At 62.1% G+C, this 15,624-nt stretch carries 14 protein-coding genes; 10 read left to right on the forward strand and 4 right to left on the reverse strand.

All coding sequences use genetic code 11. The annotated features are described in order from the left end of the window. Positions 1 to 137: 137 nt before the first annotated feature. The 5 genes from A3M7_RS45755 (at position 138) to A3M7_RS0142325 (ending at position 7,288) form a co-directional block, all read left to right on the forward strand. Positions 138 to 761 carry a YcnI family protein gene (locus A3M7_RS45755; protein ID WP_084303007.1) on the forward strand — a complete coding sequence of 208 codons (624 nt, stop codon included), beginning with the start codon at positions 138 to 140 and terminating at the stop codon, positions 759 to 761. Next, positions 761 to 2,356 carry a copper resistance protein CopC gene (locus tag A3M7_RS0142310; RefSeq protein ID WP_049824028.1) on the forward strand — a complete coding sequence of 532 codons (1,596 nt, stop codon included), beginning with the start codon at positions 761 to 763 and terminating at the stop codon, positions 2,354 to 2,356. The genes A3M7_RS45755 and A3M7_RS0142310 overlap by 1 nt, the downstream gene beginning before the upstream one ends. A gap of 79 nt (positions 2,357 to 2,435) precedes the next feature. Continuing rightward, entirely contained in the window at positions 2,436 to 3,767 is a 1,332-nt protein-coding gene (locus A3M7_RS0142315) for an anaerobic C4-dicarboxylate transporter family protein (protein ID WP_027549323.1), read from the forward strand. 145 nt (positions 3,768 to 3,912) lie between these two features. Beyond that, complete coding sequence (gene argH / locus A3M7_RS0142320; RefSeq protein ID WP_027549324.1) at positions 3,913 to 5,403, forward strand: argininosuccinate lyase; 1,491 nt, start codon at positions 3,913 to 3,915, stop codon at positions 5,401 to 5,403. A 514-nt stretch (positions 5,404 to 5,917) separates the two neighbouring features. Beyond that, complete coding sequence (locus tag A3M7_RS0142325) at positions 5,918 to 7,288, forward strand: hypothetical protein (RefSeq protein WP_156937131.1); 1,371 nt, start codon at positions 5,918 to 5,920, stop codon at positions 7,286 to 7,288. A 132-nt stretch (positions 7,289 to 7,420) separates the two neighbouring features. Here A3M7_RS0142325 and A3M7_RS50185 read toward each other — a convergent pair whose 3' ends face one another. After that, positions 7,421 to 7,678, reverse strand: a complete 258-nt coding sequence (locus tag A3M7_RS50185; protein WP_027549326.1) for a hypothetical protein — start codon at positions 7,676 to 7,678, stop codon at positions 7,421 to 7,423. A gap of 290 nt (positions 7,679 to 7,968) precedes the next feature. Here A3M7_RS50185 and A3M7_RS0142335 point away from each other — a divergent pair, with 290 nt between their 5' ends. Continuing rightward, the gene (locus A3M7_RS0142335; protein WP_027549327.1) at positions 7,969 to 8,343 is read left to right on the forward strand and encodes a hypothetical protein; all 375 of its coding nucleotides are present in this window, start codon (positions 7,969 to 7,971) and stop codon (positions 8,341 to 8,343) included. A gap of 3 nt (positions 8,344 to 8,346) precedes the next feature. On the opposite strand, the gene A3M7_RS0142340 is transcribed toward A3M7_RS0142335, so the two are convergent. Further along, positions 8,347 to 9,657 (reverse strand): polysaccharide deacetylase family protein, encoded by a 1,311-nt coding sequence (locus A3M7_RS0142340; RefSeq protein ID WP_027549328.1) that lies wholly within the window; start codon positions 9,655 to 9,657, stop codon positions 8,347 to 8,349. A gap of 179 nt (positions 9,658 to 9,836) precedes the next feature. Beyond that, entirely contained in the window at positions 9,837 to 10,610 is a 774-nt protein-coding gene (locus A3M7_RS0142345) for a polysaccharide deacetylase family protein (protein WP_027549329.1), read from the reverse strand. Positions 10,611 to 10,726: 116 nt separating this feature from the next. On the opposite strand from A3M7_RS0142345, the gene mgtE reads away from it, so the two are divergent. The 4 genes from mgtE to A3M7_RS0142365 all read left to right on the forward strand — a co-directional run bounded on the left by mgtE (position 10,727) and on the right by A3M7_RS0142365 (position 14,666). Next, entirely contained in the window at positions 10,727 to 12,148 is a 1,422-nt protein-coding gene (gene mgtE / locus A3M7_RS0142350; RefSeq protein WP_027549330.1) for a magnesium transporter, read from the forward strand. 184 nt (positions 12,149 to 12,332) lie between these two features. Continuing rightward, positions 12,333 to 12,650, forward strand: coding sequence for a DNA-binding transcriptional regulator (locus A3M7_RS0142355; RefSeq protein WP_027549331.1), 318 nt, complete (start codon positions 12,333 to 12,335; stop codon positions 12,648 to 12,650). A gap of 158 nt (positions 12,651 to 12,808) precedes the next feature. Then, on the forward strand, positions 12,809 to 13,627 hold the full coding sequence (locus A3M7_RS0142360) for an aldo/keto reductase (protein WP_027549332.1): 819 nt from the start codon (positions 12,809 to 12,811) through the stop codon (positions 13,625 to 13,627). 148 nt (positions 13,628 to 13,775) lie between these two features. Continuing rightward, positions 13,776 to 14,666: a hypothetical protein gene (locus A3M7_RS0142365; protein WP_027549333.1), complete on the forward strand. Its 891-nt coding sequence runs from the start codon at positions 13,776 to 13,778 to the stop codon at positions 14,664 to 14,666. Between the two features lie 12 nt (positions 14,667 to 14,678). Here the strand turns inward: A3M7_RS0142365 and A3M7_RS0142370 are convergent, their stop codons facing one another. Next, complete coding sequence (locus A3M7_RS0142370) at positions 14,679 to 14,930, reverse strand: hypothetical protein (RefSeq protein WP_027549334.1); 252 nt, start codon at positions 14,928 to 14,930, stop codon at positions 14,679 to 14,681. Positions 14,931 to 15,624: the final 694 nt, after the last annotated feature.

Raw genomic sequence — 15,624 nt, forward strand, 5'->3', positions numbered from 1 at the left:
TTACGACAGGTACTTGTGAATTTGAAGCCTACGAAACACCTTGGTAGGCAGTCACATACTGCCCGATCGAGCACGGGTGGTCCATCGAGTCCAATCCGGCCGAACGCAAATCTGTCGGACAACCTTGAGGGGGAAAAATGAAGCTGTTGCACACGCCACGACCGGAGAGCCACGTGGCGGCCCATGCGTCTTCCAGCAGAATAACCGCGTTGCAATCTTTCTTTGCAGCTGTCGGCTTCGGTCTATTGGGGATCACGGCAGCATCGGCTCATGTCACCCTCGAGCCGCAGCAAGCGATCGTCGGATCAGCCTACAGAGCTGTTGTAATAGTCCCCCACGGCTGCGCTGGCTCTCCGACGCTTAAGCTCCGGGTCCAAATCCCGAACGGAGTCATCGCTGTCAAGCCGCAGCCAAAAGCCGGTTGGACACTTGAAACTGTGAACGGCAAGTACGGTCAAACCTTTGACTATTTCGGAACGCCGATCAGCGAAGGTGTGAAGGAAATTGCCTGGAGCGGAAGACTGCTCGACGAAAACTACGATGAATTCATCTTCCGCGCCTATCTCACGTCGGACCTGCAACCCGGTACCAAGCTCTATGTACGAGTCGTCCAGGAGTGCGAGAAGGGCATCTCTCGCTGGATTGAAGTGCCGACGAACGATACGTCAAGCGACGAGTTCAAGTTCCCCGCTCCAGCCGTACAACTCATTCCAAGAAGTAGCGTTCCGGCAGTGCAGCATCCGTCGCCCGGAGCTTGGTGATGGCCTTTGTCGCATGGTTCTCGCGCCTGCTCGTCGTGTTGCTCCTGACAGTCACAGGCGCGGGCCAGGCATTGGCGCATGCTGCGCTTGTTTCCACCTCTCCGAGGGACGGAGCGATCGTTGCCGGGCAGCCGTCGGAGCTGACCTTGGCTTTCACCGAACCGGTTTCTCCGATTACGCTGAAACTGATCGGCCCGGATGGTTCGGCGTCGATACTTGAACGCTCTGCTCTGCGCGATAAGACTCTCGTTGTCACACCTCCAACTGGCCTCCGCGACGGAACGCATGTTTTGAGTTGGCGTGTCATTTCGGAGGACGGCCATCCGGTCAGCGGTTCAGTTCTATTCTCGATTGGGGCGCCGACGGCTACGCCGTTGACTAATGAGGCCAAGGCTGATGGACCCGTCGTAACCGCGATCTGGTTCGCTAAAGTGGCGCTCTATCTAGGACTCTTCTTCGGTGTCGGTGCATTGGCCTATAATTTCGGGGTGTCGCCACTACCGTCCGCCGCGGAGCGTATAGCTGGTTGGTTGATGGTCGTCGGCTTACTGGCAGCGATCTCCTCTCTCGGCCTTCAGGGACTAGACGTACTAGGAGTGCCGCTGGGCGAGATCGGTAAGTTCGCGCCGTGGACTGCAGGCCTCCACACCTCATTCGGTCTAACAGCAATCATAGCCGCGGCAACCTTCATGGTCGGCTTGGCGTCCCTACTCGTCCGTCATAAGGGTCTCGGTAACGTGCTGGCTTCTCTGGCCGTCCTTGGCGTCGGCGCCGCCCTCGCAGCGAGCGGCCACGCGAGCGCAGCTTCACCGCAATGGCTGACCCGCTCTGCCGTTTTCGTCCACGCTATCGCGATTGCCTTCTGGACCGGTGCCCTTATTCCTCTGGCCGTAGTGTTATCCCGACGCGACCCCGGTTCGGTTGATGCCCTGCGGCGGTTCTCGCGCGCTATACCCTTTTTCGTAGCTCTTCTTGTTATCGCTGGCGGTCTGCTCGCAATTATTCAGGTAGAGACACCAACTGCTCTGTGGACGACCAGTTACGGGCGCGTTCTTCTCATCAAGCTCGCAATGCTGGCGGGGCTTTTTGGCCTGGCCATCGTAAACCGTTACCGTTTCACGCCTCTAGCAGAAGCTGGACATTTCCAAGCCACAGGATCGCTAACCAGGTCGATCAAGATTGAGGTTGTACTTGTTTTGGCAATCTTGGCGGTGGCAGCTGTCTGGCGCTTCACTGTTCCGCCGCGAGCGTTAACCGCAGCCAAGGTGGCGCCTGCGCATATCCACATTCATTCGCAGAAAGCCATGGTCGACGTATCGATCATGCCTGGACGAGTCGGCCCGGTCACGGCCTCGATCGACACTATGACCGGTGAAGGCGACGTCCTGAAGGCTAAAGAGGTCCGCCTTATGGCAGCGAACCCGGCAGCCAGTATTGAGCCGATTGAGCGCCAAGCCTCTCAGCAGCCTGACGGTACTTGGCTGGTAACGGATCTAACGCTGCCAACGGGCGGACGATGGAAAATAGACGTCGAAATTCTGATCGGCGATTTTGAAAGCACCCGAGTGTCGGGAATGGTGGAGGTGCGGCAATGATTTCATTCGGACACTCAACTGTTGAAATTGAAAACGAGATGAGCCGGCTTAAGTCGCCACGCAGGGTTGGACTCGTCTAATGTGGCTTATCGAATTCGCCGTCGTTCTCTGCTGCATCTTTGTTGGCGCAAGATTAAGCGGAATTGGGATCGGATTGGCCGGCGGCTTCGGCTTGCTGATCCTTGTCTTCTGTTTCGGGTTGCAGCCGACGTCTCCACCGATCGACGTTATGCTGATCATCCTGGCTGTCATCACGATGGTTTCGACGATGCATGCGGCGGGTGGATTGGACTACCTTGTTGATCTGGCCGAAAAGATTCTTCGCAAAAATCCGGCAAGAATTACCCTAATAGCTCCCGTGGTTACCTATTGCCTCTCGTTGTTCTGCGGCACGGCTTACGTCGCGTTTGCCTTGTACCCCGTCATCGTGGAAGTCGCGTACGACGCAAGAGTCAGGCCCGAGCGCCCTCTGTCCATAGCTACGGTAGCGGCGTCGCAGGGAGTCACGGCAAGCCCCATGAGCGCGGCAACTGCCGTCTTGATCGCGCTGGTCAGTCCAGAAGGAATCACCATCGGCCAGATTCTGCTGGTCTGTGTCCCGGCCGGGCTGCTCGGCGTGCTAGTTGGGGCATTGTCGGTCTACCGACGCGGGTTTGAGCTCGACAAGGATCCAGAGTTTCAACGAAGGCTGGCAGCTGGAGAGATAGCACCGCCGAGAGAGACGAGGGCCCGCACAGTAGCTTACGAAGCCAAGCTCTCGGTTGTCTTCTTTGCGGTCGCGGTTGTGAGCATCGTCACTTTCGGATCGATGCCGATGTTTCTGCCGTCGTGGGCTGTCAAAGACGAGATTGTCAGGCTCTCGATGCCTAACGCGCTAGAAATGATCATGCTGAGCTTTGCATTCCTCACGACAATCCTGCTGAGGATCAAGACGGAGAAGATCGTCAATAGCTCGATCTTTAGAACCGGCCTGGTGGCGGTGGTAGCAATCTTCGGCATTGCATGGATGGTCGATACCTTTTTCAGCGCGAACCGAGCCTTGCTAGTCGATACGCTCGGACAACTCGTCAGATCTTATCCCCATCTATTCGGCTTGGCGCTGATGGCGATGGCAGCTCTGGTCCTAAGCCAGGGAGCGGCGATCCGGGCCCTCGGTCCGTTGGGACTAACGCTGGGTATCAGCGCAGGTCACATGGTGGGGTTCTTTCATGCTGCATCAGCCGTCAACATTATTCCAGCCACTGGAGCGGTGATCGGCTCGGTATCGATCGACCGGACAGGCACGACGAAAATTGGAAAATTCATCTTTAACCACAGCTTTCTAGTGCCGGGGCTGGTCTCGACAGTCTCGTCAGTTCTCGTGGCTTACGCGATTGCGTCCGTCCTCCTGGGAGGGACACCAAAGGGATGACGAAGGTCAGCGGAGAAGCTCCGCACCGTCGTCTCTGCGCCAACTAGGGTCGAAAGACCCGTCATGCTGAACGCGCAAGTGCGCGTCATCGTGCCAGACCGCCTAACCTCAGTAATTCATCCTTGTCGTACAGGAGACTCTAAATATGAGAGAGCGTGTCAAGCTGCCGCCGTCAAAGGTCGTGGTGGACTATCTCATACGTCCCAGGCTCGATGCTGGTAGCAACGCTTCCTTCGAACCGATAATGGATCTAAATCGCGCACATGTGGTGATGTTGGCGGCGCGAAGGATTATCAAGCAAGAGACCGCAAGAACGCTGATCCGCGTTCTTGAAGATGTCCGTGGTGCCGGTCCGGCCGAGGTCACATGGGATCCAGCGCTCGAAGAGGCTTATTATAACCTCGAGGCGCATATTATCAAAAAAGTTGGACCCGCGATCGGCGGGCAGATGCATACCGGAAGAAGCCGTAACGATCTAGGGGCAGCCTTGACGCGCATGTCCGCGCGCAGCCAGTTGCTTTCGCTTGCGACGCTTCTGCATTCGTTGCGTGAGGAATTGCTCCTCTTGGCCGAGGCTCACGCCAGTACGATTGTGACCGGCTATACTCATATGCAGCCAGCGCAACCTACTACCTTGGGCCACTACTTTCACGCGGTCGCTCACGCCTTGGAAAGGGACGAACTTCGGTTGCAGCAAAGTTATGAGGTAGTGAACCGTTGCCCATTAGGAGCTTGCGCATTCAATACGACGGGCTTTCCGATCGACCGACAGATGCTTGCGGAACTCACAGGATTTTCGGACCTGGTGGAAAACTCGATTGATGCGGTGGCGAGCCGAGACTACGTTCCGCAAATTCTGGCGGCATTAGCGATACTGGCCGTCAACCTGAGCAGGCTGGCACAAGACTTATACACGTGGGGGACGGATGAGTTTGGTTGGCTCGAAATCGGTGACGACGTCGCTACGACATCGAGTATCATGCCTCAAAAGAAGAACCCGATAACGCTCGAGCATATTCGAAGTAAATCATCTCATCTCATCGGCGCCACCACCGCGTCACTTGCTGCGCAGAAAGGTGTTCCGTATGGCCATTTGCGCGACATTTCTCTCGAATCGGTACATCCATTGCGCGAGGGTCTCAAAGAAGCTGAGGCGGTCCTATGTCTGACGACGGCGACGCTTCGCTCTTTGAAGATCAAGGGCGATGTCGCGGATAAGCGGGCGGCTGAGAACTTCTCCACTGTGACCGAGTTGGCCGATGTGATGGTTCGAGAGACTGAAATCTCTTTCCGGGAGGCCCATATAGTCGTCGGCTCCGCTGTGAGCGAGTTGTACGCTCAGGGAGCAAACTCTACAGATCTCACGATTCAACTACTGGACCGGATTGCCGAGGAGCGCCTTGGGCATCCGTCGGGCCTGTCCGAAAACTCTCTCCGGCAGGCGTTGTCGCCCGCAGCCAACGTGGCCATCCGGCGTGTGAGTGGTGGACCCGCGCCGTCCGAGGTTCTTCGTAGCATCGAGGCCAGCAAGGAGCGCTTCACGACCCAGCAGACGTGGTGGTACGAGCAGAAGGCGAGACTTGAGACGGCGCAGCGACGCCTGGATGCGGCTGCGGCCAGCCTTGCCGCAACGTGAGGGGGCTAGGCCGGTGGGCGGATCCGGCGGAGCGATGCAAGCCAGAGGTCGTCCTCCCTGCAGACTCGCACGGGTGGCCTTGGGGACGATTTCAAAACGGCATCTCTTCAAAGGTGCTTTTGGGTTTGAAATGCACCTTATGCTGGAAAGGATCGTGATAACCCATTGAAATCGCATCAAATGCGACCGCCCTCCGAGCGCACCATCCCAAAAAGAACGTCCTTATAGATCAAATCGTTGGATGATTTTAGGGTCTTACCTTTGAGTGGGTAAGACCTTGGGATGTTCGTCCTTCGAGCTTGCTCATTGCTCGTGCCGCTAGAGGTTTGCGGTCGGCGGGGGTGTAGATCTCGGCTTCCTTGATATCGATCCAGCCGAAGATGGCATCAGCTCGCGGGCCGTGGCGCCGTTGGCAGCTGCCCGAGTCGCCGCCGCCCCCACCGGATACCCCGTAACCTCATCTAGCTCCTTGCGGTTCTCGCGTCGGTTGAGTAGGACTACGCGGGGCTGTGGAATGAATAATCGCACGCATTTGTTGTGTGCGAGCACGATGGCCGTGCTCGCGATATATTTTATGGTTTGGCCGATCTGGCGGGCTCAGTTCCCGATCGAGATCTGGTTTACTGAGTCGTGGAACGCCTTTCACCAGGACGCCGCAATATCTGGCCTGCCTCTTTATCCTGGCGCTGACCAGCTCGTCGTCAACAACTACCCGCCGCTTTCATTCTTTGCCGTGGGCTGGCTAGGCCATCTGTTCGGAGACAGCCTGTTTGTCGGTCGCCTCCTCTCGCTCGTTGGTGTGTTTACAATCGCCGTCGAGATTGCGTTGGCTGTGAGGATATTGGCGGGGTCCCTCCTCGCCGGGGCGGTGGGCGCACTGTGGTTCGTCGCCATCATGGCGCACAATGCGACCTTCTACGTTGGCACAAACGATCCGCAGATTGCAGGACAAGCGATCATGGGTGCGGGCTTGGTCTGGTTCTTATCCCGGGACAAGGCCGGCGGCTCGCCGCTCGCGCCGCTCTTGCTCATGGTTCTGGCCGGCTTCTGGAAGCACAACATCATCGCAATACCGGCGACGGCCATTCTGTGGCTCTGCCTGCATGACTGGCGATTAGCCGCGCGCCCGGTGCTGCTCAGCGTCGTGGCCGCTGCCGCAGGGCTCGCCCTGTGCGCGGCGACGTTCGGCCCCGCGTTCTTCGCTAACCTCCTCACTGCCCGGGCCTACTCGGTGGCGCATCTGCTGAGCCAACTGGGACATCTGCAATGGCTGGCGCTCGCTGCCGTCCTTTGGGGTTTGTGGGCGTGGTTCGATCGCCGGAGCGATGCGGCGCGCTTCACGGCGCTGCATGCGTCTGTTGGATTGGTTGCCTGTCTCGCGCAGTGGTTCGGCGAGGGCGTCTTCGGTAACGCTGAGTTCGACCTGACGATTGCGCTCGCGATCGGTACCGGCGCGGCTTTGGCGCGGATCGCGGCCTCGCCGGTGGCTCGGTGGATCGGCCTAAACCGTTCGAGGGTTATGGTGGTCGTTGCACTCTCGCTGCGTCTGGTTCTATCCGGCCGGCAGGAAAGCGCTCAGGTGTTGTTCAATCCGGAGTTCCGCACCCGCTACGCGGTGGCGGCGGACGCCACGGCTGCCGCGGCGGTGAGCATTTCCAAAATTCCGGGGCCGGTCTACTGCAAGCAGAACAACCTCATCTGTCGCGCCGCAGGCAAGGCGTTCGTCGTCGATGATTTCAAGACGGATCAGCTCCTGGCGACGGGGAGGGCTACCGACGCCGATATCTCAGCCATGTTCCAGAGTCGTGGAATTACGGTGGTCGAAGGCTCGGCTCTCCTGTACGCGGCAGCGCCGCTCGAGCAAATTGTTTCGCCTTCGCCATAACGATGGCTGTCGGACGCGCATTGCAGCCGATGATCTCGCCGTGGAGATGCCGTCGCGCCCTTGCGGGCCTGCTGTTCGACCGCGGAAGAACTGGCGGAGTTCTGGCGGGAGTAGGGTGATGACCCGCCCCCTTCAGCCATATTCCTCGCCGATCCCGTATTCCTTGTAGATCTGAAGCGGGTCCGACTCCGGAAACAGGCGGCACTTGGCCTGGGCGAGGTGCAGGCTCACCGCCGCGGGCTCCTTGCCGCTGGAGAGCATCTTGCGGATGTCGTCCATATGCGCGCTTGGCTGGTGCTTCGGCTCGAGCTGCTCCAGCGCGACCAGCGCGGTCGCGAGGGCCTCGGTCAGAACCCAGTCGTCGTGGCCCGTGATTCCCTTCTTCGGCATCGGCAGACCCCACGTGTGGCGGCGATCCCAGTCTATCGCGACTTCCGCCAAATCGCCATTGAGCGTTGCGGACACCCGCGCGCGGAACAGGTCGGCCGTCGTGGCCCGGCTTGCATTATGGCCGCGCGTGGCTAAAAGGCGGCGAGTTGTGGGCGGATAGTATCTTTGTTGAAACGAAGTTGGCGTAGACGGGCCTGCGCGGCATTCAGGCCGGCTGTTCCGGCCTGCGTCCCATATCCCCGAATTCGCAACACGACCCGCTTGCGCGTCTTCTCTGGGCTGGAGCCAGTATGGTCTTTCTAAGCTTCGTCTACCGCTTCGTGACCAACTTCGCGTTCATGGCGATGGTCTATTTCAGCCTCAACTTCCTGGAGAAATATCAAAACCGGGCGATCGTCGCGATCCTGGTGCTGGTCTATACCGGCATGCGCGCGGCCTCGACGCTGCGTGCGTTCTACTTCTTCCAGAAGATCGAGAAGCTGGAAGCCGAGACCAAGCGCCTTCAGGCCCCGATCAACGACGGCTCGGGCGGGACCTCGACGCGCAAGCAGATCGTGGTCGACGTTGCGCGGCTGCGCCGCGACGGCGAGCTCAAGTCCTATATGGACCTGTTCTTCCTGGCGCTGATCGTGCTGCTCTGCGTCGCCAACATCATGCGGCAGTAGAGCTTACTGCGCGCGCTTCTTCAGGCTGGCCACGCGGGTTGGACGCGGCGCGGCGCCCTGGGCAGTGCTCTTGGGAGCAGCGCTCTTGGGGGCAGTGTTCCGGGCGACCGTGCCCTTGGCCTGCGCGGCATGCTTCGGTGCGCCGTGCGCAGCGTGGGCGATTCGGTGTGCCTGCGACTTGGCAGCCTTGCCCTTGGCCACACGGGGCGTCTCGGCCGCCATTGCCAGCCGTGTCGCGGCACGCCGTGACAACGTCGTGGACAGCAAGACCTCGACCGAGCCCTCGGGAATCGCGAACAGATCGCGGTCGGGCACGGGCAGGGTGGCGGCGACATTCGCCTGCGCCATGGTCCGGCGCGGCAGCAGCGGCTGATGCCCGGTCTGCGCATTGAGATCGGCAAGCGATGGCGCCGGAAGCGTCTGGGTCTGCGTGAACACGAAGTTCGGCACGGCCGGCCAGCGCGCGATCGGCACGGTCTCGGTCGGCGGATGCAGCAGCCATTCCACCGGTGTGGTCGGCGTCGCCGGCCGCTCCGCGGTCGCAGGCACCACATGCACGATGCGATAGCCGCGCGCCTTCAGGTCGCGGATGATCTTGGGCAGCGCCGCCACCGTGCGGGCCTGGATGTCGTGCAGCAGCAGGATGCCCTTGCCCTTGGCCTCCAGCCGCTGGATCGCGAGCTGGTAGACGCGATCGGACGACACATGCCGCCAGTCGTCGGCCGGGAAATCGGCGCTCCAGACCTGGATGCCGCGCGAGATCAGGTAATTCTCGACGCCCTCGGCGCGCATCAGGCCGGGGATGCGGAAGAACGGCGCGAGCTTGGACGGATCGGTCATCGCGGCCGACGTCCATTCGATGCCGCCGTTGATCTCGGGCTCGAATTTTTCGATTCCCATCCGGTCGAACGTCAGCGGATGGTTCATGCTGTGCGTGCCGACGGTGTGGCCCGCCGCCACCAGCTTGCGCACCCCTTCCGGGTTCGCCTTGGCCTGGCCGCCGATGATGAAGAAGGTCGCCTTGATGCACTCGTCGGCGAGGATCTGGAGCACCTGGTTGGAATATTTCGGCAGCGGACCGTCGTCGAAGGTCAGGACGACCTCGTGGTCCTTCAGCGGCAGCGTCTCGCGGTACTGCATCGTGCCGATGCGCGGATGCTCGTGCGGATCGACCACGAGGGTGCGGGAGGTCCCGAGCGCATCCGGGTGGCCGGGGCAGTCAGCCGCAAAGGCCGCCGGTGTGCCAACGGTCAGCAAGCCCAAACAGAGGACGATCCACGATCGCGTCCGAACAACAACGCTACTTCCGATCATGAAACCCGTCTGCCCTCATACGCGATTGCCGCCATAGTAGGTCGGAGACATCAGGAAACGGTTCAGGCACCAGAACTTTTCCCATGACGCGCCCGCCTCAATACTTGCATGGCGTATCATGAACAGAGTGTTAATAGGGCCCAAATCACCCCATTTTGCGCTGCCGTGACATTCCGGCATCAGCGCGTGTCGGCATTCTTCTGCGCTGCTCCCGCCGGGACGATGTGAACCACCCGATAGCCGTTCTCCTTCAGATACCGCAGGAAGGCCGGCATGATCGCAGCCGTGCGCGCCTTGGGATCGTGGAAGAGGATGATACCCTTGCCGGCGGCGGCGAGGCGCTCGGTGACCAGCTTCAGTTCCTGCTCCGGCGTTATCTCCTCCCAGTCGCTGGCCCAGAGATCGGCCCCGAACACGACGATGCCGCGCGACTGGAGCAGGTCGAGCTCAGCTTGCGTCGACTCGAAATAGGGGAAGCGGAAGAACGGCGTCGAGGGCGTCGTGGTCGAGGTCCCGTGCAGCGCCATCTCGTCGGCGGCGATGCCGCGGTCGATCTCGGCCGTGGCCTTGTCGAACGGGATCCGCGCCATGAACGGGTGCGACCAGGTGTGGTGGCCGATGGTGTGGCCCTCGCGCGCGATGCGCTTGACCATGTCAGGGTGTTCGGAGGCGTGCTGGCCGATCAGGAAGAAGGTCGCGCGCGCGCATTCCTGCGCCAGTGCCGCCAGCACCTTCGACGTCGTCGGCGGGTACGGGCCGTCGTCGAAGGTCAGCACGACCTCGCGATCGGCAAGCGGCAGCGTCTGCGGAAAGCTCTTCAATCCCACGCGCGGCGTGGCCTTGGCGTCGACGCTCAGGACGCGCGAGGTGCCGAGCGCATCCTTGCGCGGGCACTCGGCGGCTTCGGTCGAGGCGACGCCGGCGAGGGCCGCGAGCACCGCACCCGCCGACATCGATGTCCATTTCAGTCGAAGCATCTTTGCCATTGCGCTCGGAGTTGCCTTGTGGGTATTGCCTGAGCCATCAGCTCATACCACTCGTTCCAACCTGTCAAACGGCGAGGCGCGCCATGGACGAACATATGGACGGTGCCCCATCCGCCGAGGCCTCGGTACTCGACCACGTGCCGATGCGCAATGAAGACGGCGAAATTCGTCACGAATTCGTCGAGGAAATTGCCCGTGCGATCGAGGCCGGCGACAGTGCGGCGCTGCGCGCCTGCGTTGCCGAGCTGCACGAGGCCGATCTCGGCGACCTGATCGGCGCATTGGAGCCCGACGACCGCGTCCGCCTGGTCGAGCTCACCGGCCGCGACTTCGACTTTTCGGCGCTGAACGAAGTCGACGAGAGCGTCCGCGAGGAGATCCTCGATGAGCTGCCACCGGAGACGGTCGCGGAAGGCGTCCGCGAGCTCGAATCCGACGACGCGGTCGAGCTGCTCGAGACCCTCGACGAGGCCGAGCAGGAGGAGATCCTCGAGAAGCTGCCCTTGCGGGAGCGCGTCGCGCTCGAGCGCAGCCTGCTGTATCCGGAAAATTCCGCCGGCCGCCGGATGCAGACCGAGTTCATCGCCGTGCCCCAGGATTTCACCGTGGGGCAGGCGATCGACTACATGCGCGAGACGCCGGATCTGCCCGACCGCTTCTACGAGATCTATGTCGTCGACAAGGACCAGCACTGGCAGGGCGCGGTCTCACTCGACGTCCTGCTCCGCGCCCGCCGCCCGGTGGCGCTTGCCGAGCTGACCGACGAGGATCGCCGCCGCGTCTCCGTCCTGGAGGACCAGGAGGAGGTGGCGCGGATGTTCGGCAAGTACAACCTCGTCGCAGCGCCGGTGCTCGACACCCAGGACCGCCTGGTCGGCGTCATCACCGTGGACGACGTCGTCGACGTCATCGAGGAAGAGGCGGCCGAAGACCTCAAGGCGCTCGGCGGCGTCACCAGCGACGAAGAACTCTCCGACACCGTGTTCACCATTGCGCGCGCCCGGTTCAACTGGCTGCTAGTCAACCTCGCCACCGCCTTCCTGGCGTCCTCCGTGCTCGGCCTGTTCGAGGGCCAGCTGGAGAAAATGGTCGCGCTCGCGGTGCTCGCGCCGATCGTGGCGAGCCAGGGCGGCAATGCCGCGACCCAGACCATGACGGTCGCGGTGCGCGCGCTCGCGACCCGCGAGCTCGGCTCCTCCAATGCCTGGCGCGTGGTGATGCGCGAAGGCCTGGTCGGCCTCGTCAACGGGCTCGCCTTCGCCGTGATCACGGGCATCGCCGCGGTGGCCTGGTTCAAGATCCCGGGCCTCGGCATCGTCATCGGGCTTGCGATCATCTGCAACCTCGTCGCCGGCGCGCTCGGCGGCATCCTGATCCCGATGGCGCTCGAACGTGTCCGGGCCGATCCGGCGGTGGCGTCGGGGACGTTCGTGACGACGGTGACCGATGTGGTCGGGTTCTTCTCCTTCCTGGGGATTGCGACCTTGTGGTTCGGGTTGAGGTAGCTCTCGCCTCCGCTCCGTCATTCCGGGGCGCGCCACTTGGCGCAAGCCCGGAATCCATTTGTCGGCGTGCTCCGGTGCGCGATGGATTCCGGGCTCGCGCTCCGCGCGCCCCGGAATGACGGCCCGCCATCATCTTTAATCCGAACTTAAGCGACCTGACGCATCATCGCCCGCGCTTGGGGGAATGGATATGCGGTTGCGGCTTAAGGCGGACGGACGGATCGTCGAGTTGCGGGACGGGCAAGAGTTTCCAGTCCAGCCGTTTCCGGTCCAGCCGGCGGCGAATGCCGCGCCGGCCGACACCGGCTCGCTCGCGGTGCGTGACCTGCGCCGCCGCGCCTGCCTGACCCAGATGGAGTTCGCGGCCAAGCTCGGCGTTCCCGTCGAGACCATCCGCAACTGGGAGCAGGGCAAGCGCGCCCCGCGGGGACCGGCCCGCGCGCTGCTCGCCGTGATCGCGCATGCGCCCGACACCGTGTTCCAGGCGCTCGCCAAGGCCTGACGACAAGGCCTGAGCCGCGAACCTCCCGTTAGCATTGCGCTGAATAACCGGCCCGATCGCTCCGGCTTCCGTTGGCAGTGTCACGGGCGAGGTCCATAATGGCGCGTGGCTGATGCTTGTGATGAGTCCTGGGGCGACCGCAACAGAGAGGATTCCTCATGCTGTTCGTCGAGGCCAATGGCGCAAGGATCCCGGCGCTCGGGCTCGGGACCTGGGAACTGAGCGGGCGGCCATGTGCGCGCGTGGTCGAGCAGGCGCTGCGGCTCGGCTATCGCCACATCGACACCGCACAGGTCTATGACAATGAGCGCGAGGTCGGCGACGGCGTGCGCGCCTCCGGCGTGCGCCGCGACGACGTCTTCCTCACCACCAAGGTCTGGACCAACCATTTCGCGCCCAACGACCTCGAACGGTCGGTAAAGGAGAGCCTTGCGCGCCTGCGGCTTCCCTCCGTCGATCTGTTGCTGCTGCACTGGCCCAATTCGCACGTGCCGCTGGCGGAGACGCTTGGCGCGCTGTCGCATGCCAGGCAAATGGGCCTGACGCGCCACATCGGCGTCTCCAATTTCACGGTGGCACTGATCGAGCAGGCGGTCGCGCTGTCGCCGGAGCCGCTCGTCTGCAACCAGGTCGAATTTCACCCTTATCTCGACCAGGCCAAGGTGAGGACGGTCTGCGACCAGCATGGGCTCGCGCTGGTCGCCTACAGCCCGATCGCCCGGGGCCGCATCAAGACCGACCAGACACTGGCCGAGATCGGGCGGACGCATCGCAAGACGCCGGCGCAGGTCTGCCTGCGCTGGCTCGTGCAACAGAACGTCACCGCGATCCCGCGCACCTCACGCGTCGAGCGTCTGTCGGAGAACATCGAGATCTTCGATTTTGAGCTCTCGGACGAGGAGATGGCCCGGATCGCCGGTCTGGCCAATCCCAAGGGCCGCCTGACCGACTATGGCTTCGCGCCAAAATGGGATTGAGGGCGGGCTGCCGTATGCCCAGCATGATCCGGAAAGTACGAAGCGGTTTTCCGATAAGATCATGCTCGAACAAGAGCCTAAAGCGCGATGACGGTTGATCCTGACTTCATCGCGCTTTAGGAGCAGGACGGCAACCCAAGATCGGGCGATGGAACTGCGGAAGATCATACGGACGGACATTGCGGCGTCGGCGGTCGCGCATCTGACGCTGGTGGCGCTGATCATCGTGATCAGCGAGGTCCATCCGTTTCGCAGCCAGCTGCCGGAAACTGTGTCGGTCGACATCGTCACGCCGGAGGAGGTGAAGCAGGAGGAGGCCAAAGCCGAGGAGAAGGCCAAGGAAGAAGCGGAGAAAAAGCCGCCGGAGCCGATGCCCGAGCTGAGACTCCCGAAACCGGATGTCACCGAAAAGGCGGATCCAGCGGCGAAGCCGGCCGCCAAGCAGCAGGCCGCGTCGCAATCATCGCAGCAGAAGGCGCGGCCCGAATCGGAGCAGCCGCCGCAGCAGAAACAGCCGCCCCCCTCACAGGCGCCGAAGCAGCGTGAGACCACCGCGCAGCCGCAGCCGCCGCCACAACAGCCGCAGGCCGCACCTCCGGCCTATCAGGCTCCCGAGCCCGACGTCACCCTCAAATACGGCGTCATGCTGGGCCTGCCGCCCGAACTGCCGATCGAGCCGAAAGACGCACCCAAGGGCGACGGCGGCGATGCCAGGGATTCGATCGGCGCGAAGCTTCCACCCGAGGTCATCGCCGAGTTTCGTCGGCACTTGAGAAGCTGCGCAAAACTGCCGGCCGGGGTCGACCCGACCGACACCGTCCACATCAAGCTGCGCACGGTGCTCGCCACCGACGGCACGCTGGCGCGCCCGCCGATCCTGATCGAAGCCCCGCCATCCGCGAAGGGCGTGGCTATCGTGAAGTCGGCGACGAGCGCGCTTCAGGCCTGCCAGCCGTACAAGATGCTGCCGGCCGACAAATACGAGGAATGGAAGGTGTTGGACTTGCCGTTCTCGCCGCGGGATTTTGGCGGGGGATAAGTTGCCTCGCGGCTATCCGCGCGCGGCGAGACAGGCGCGGACCTTGTCGGCGGCGGGCTTCGGCACTGCGTGAGCTCGCCACTGCTCGCGCGTCGCGCCCGCGGAGGCGAGGCACTGGCTGATGTTTCGATCATATGTGGCGCGAGACATGCTGTCGCGCTTGGCCTGGCAGGCCGGGTCGCCACCGCATTCGTAAAGTGGAGCCGCCTTGGCCGTTGATACTCCGAGAAAGGTCACGGCAACCGCGATCATCATCTTGTTCATTTCGCCCCCGGAATTATGCTTTGAGTATTCTCAATGCTGCGTCTATAGCGCAGCGAACTACGGCCTGCAACCTTGGGTGAAGTGCCAGCGGCGCTGTATACTAACTGTTCGGTCAATGCCTGCACGCCATAGGCCGTCGTTGCAATGTGCCGCTCGCTGGCGACGAGCTCGTCGTTGCGTTTCTCAACGGCATCCAAAGCAAACCATGACCCGACGGGCAAAACACCGCGAATGCCGTCAAGCCTCCTTCCCAAAAATATTCCACTTTACCGAAATTCGGAAATGGCGTATGTGTCGCCCATCCCGGCTCATCCTTGAGGGGCGATCATGTGGTCGTCATTTTCGCGAGCCGGGCTTTGCGGTGGACGCGGCAGCGTCGGGTGCGAGAGGTTCGGGCAGGGCGGATTGCTCTCCGTGAGCCCAAGGCTTCGTGCGGACGAACGGCGCTGACAGGTTCGTCTCGCCAGCAGGTTTCCGGCTCCGTCGACAGGGCTGGAAAAACCGCGGCGAAATGGCGGGCCGTGCGTACGGCAAAACCGTGTGGTCCTGGCCGTCGTTGCTACGGTCAAGCCTTGGCGGATGCGACATGCGCGTCAACCGGCGCGGTGCCGGTGAATTCCGCTGGGGCGAGGGAGGCCAGAAGGAACTCGGCTCCCGGGAGAGCACGGCATAAGCCGTCCAACCACTGCGCAGG

The organism is Bradyrhizobium sp. WSM2254 (genome assembly GCF_000472645.1).
GTDB classification, from domain to species: Bacteria; Pseudomonadota; Alphaproteobacteria; order Rhizobiales; family Xanthobacteraceae; genus Bradyrhizobium; species Bradyrhizobium niftali.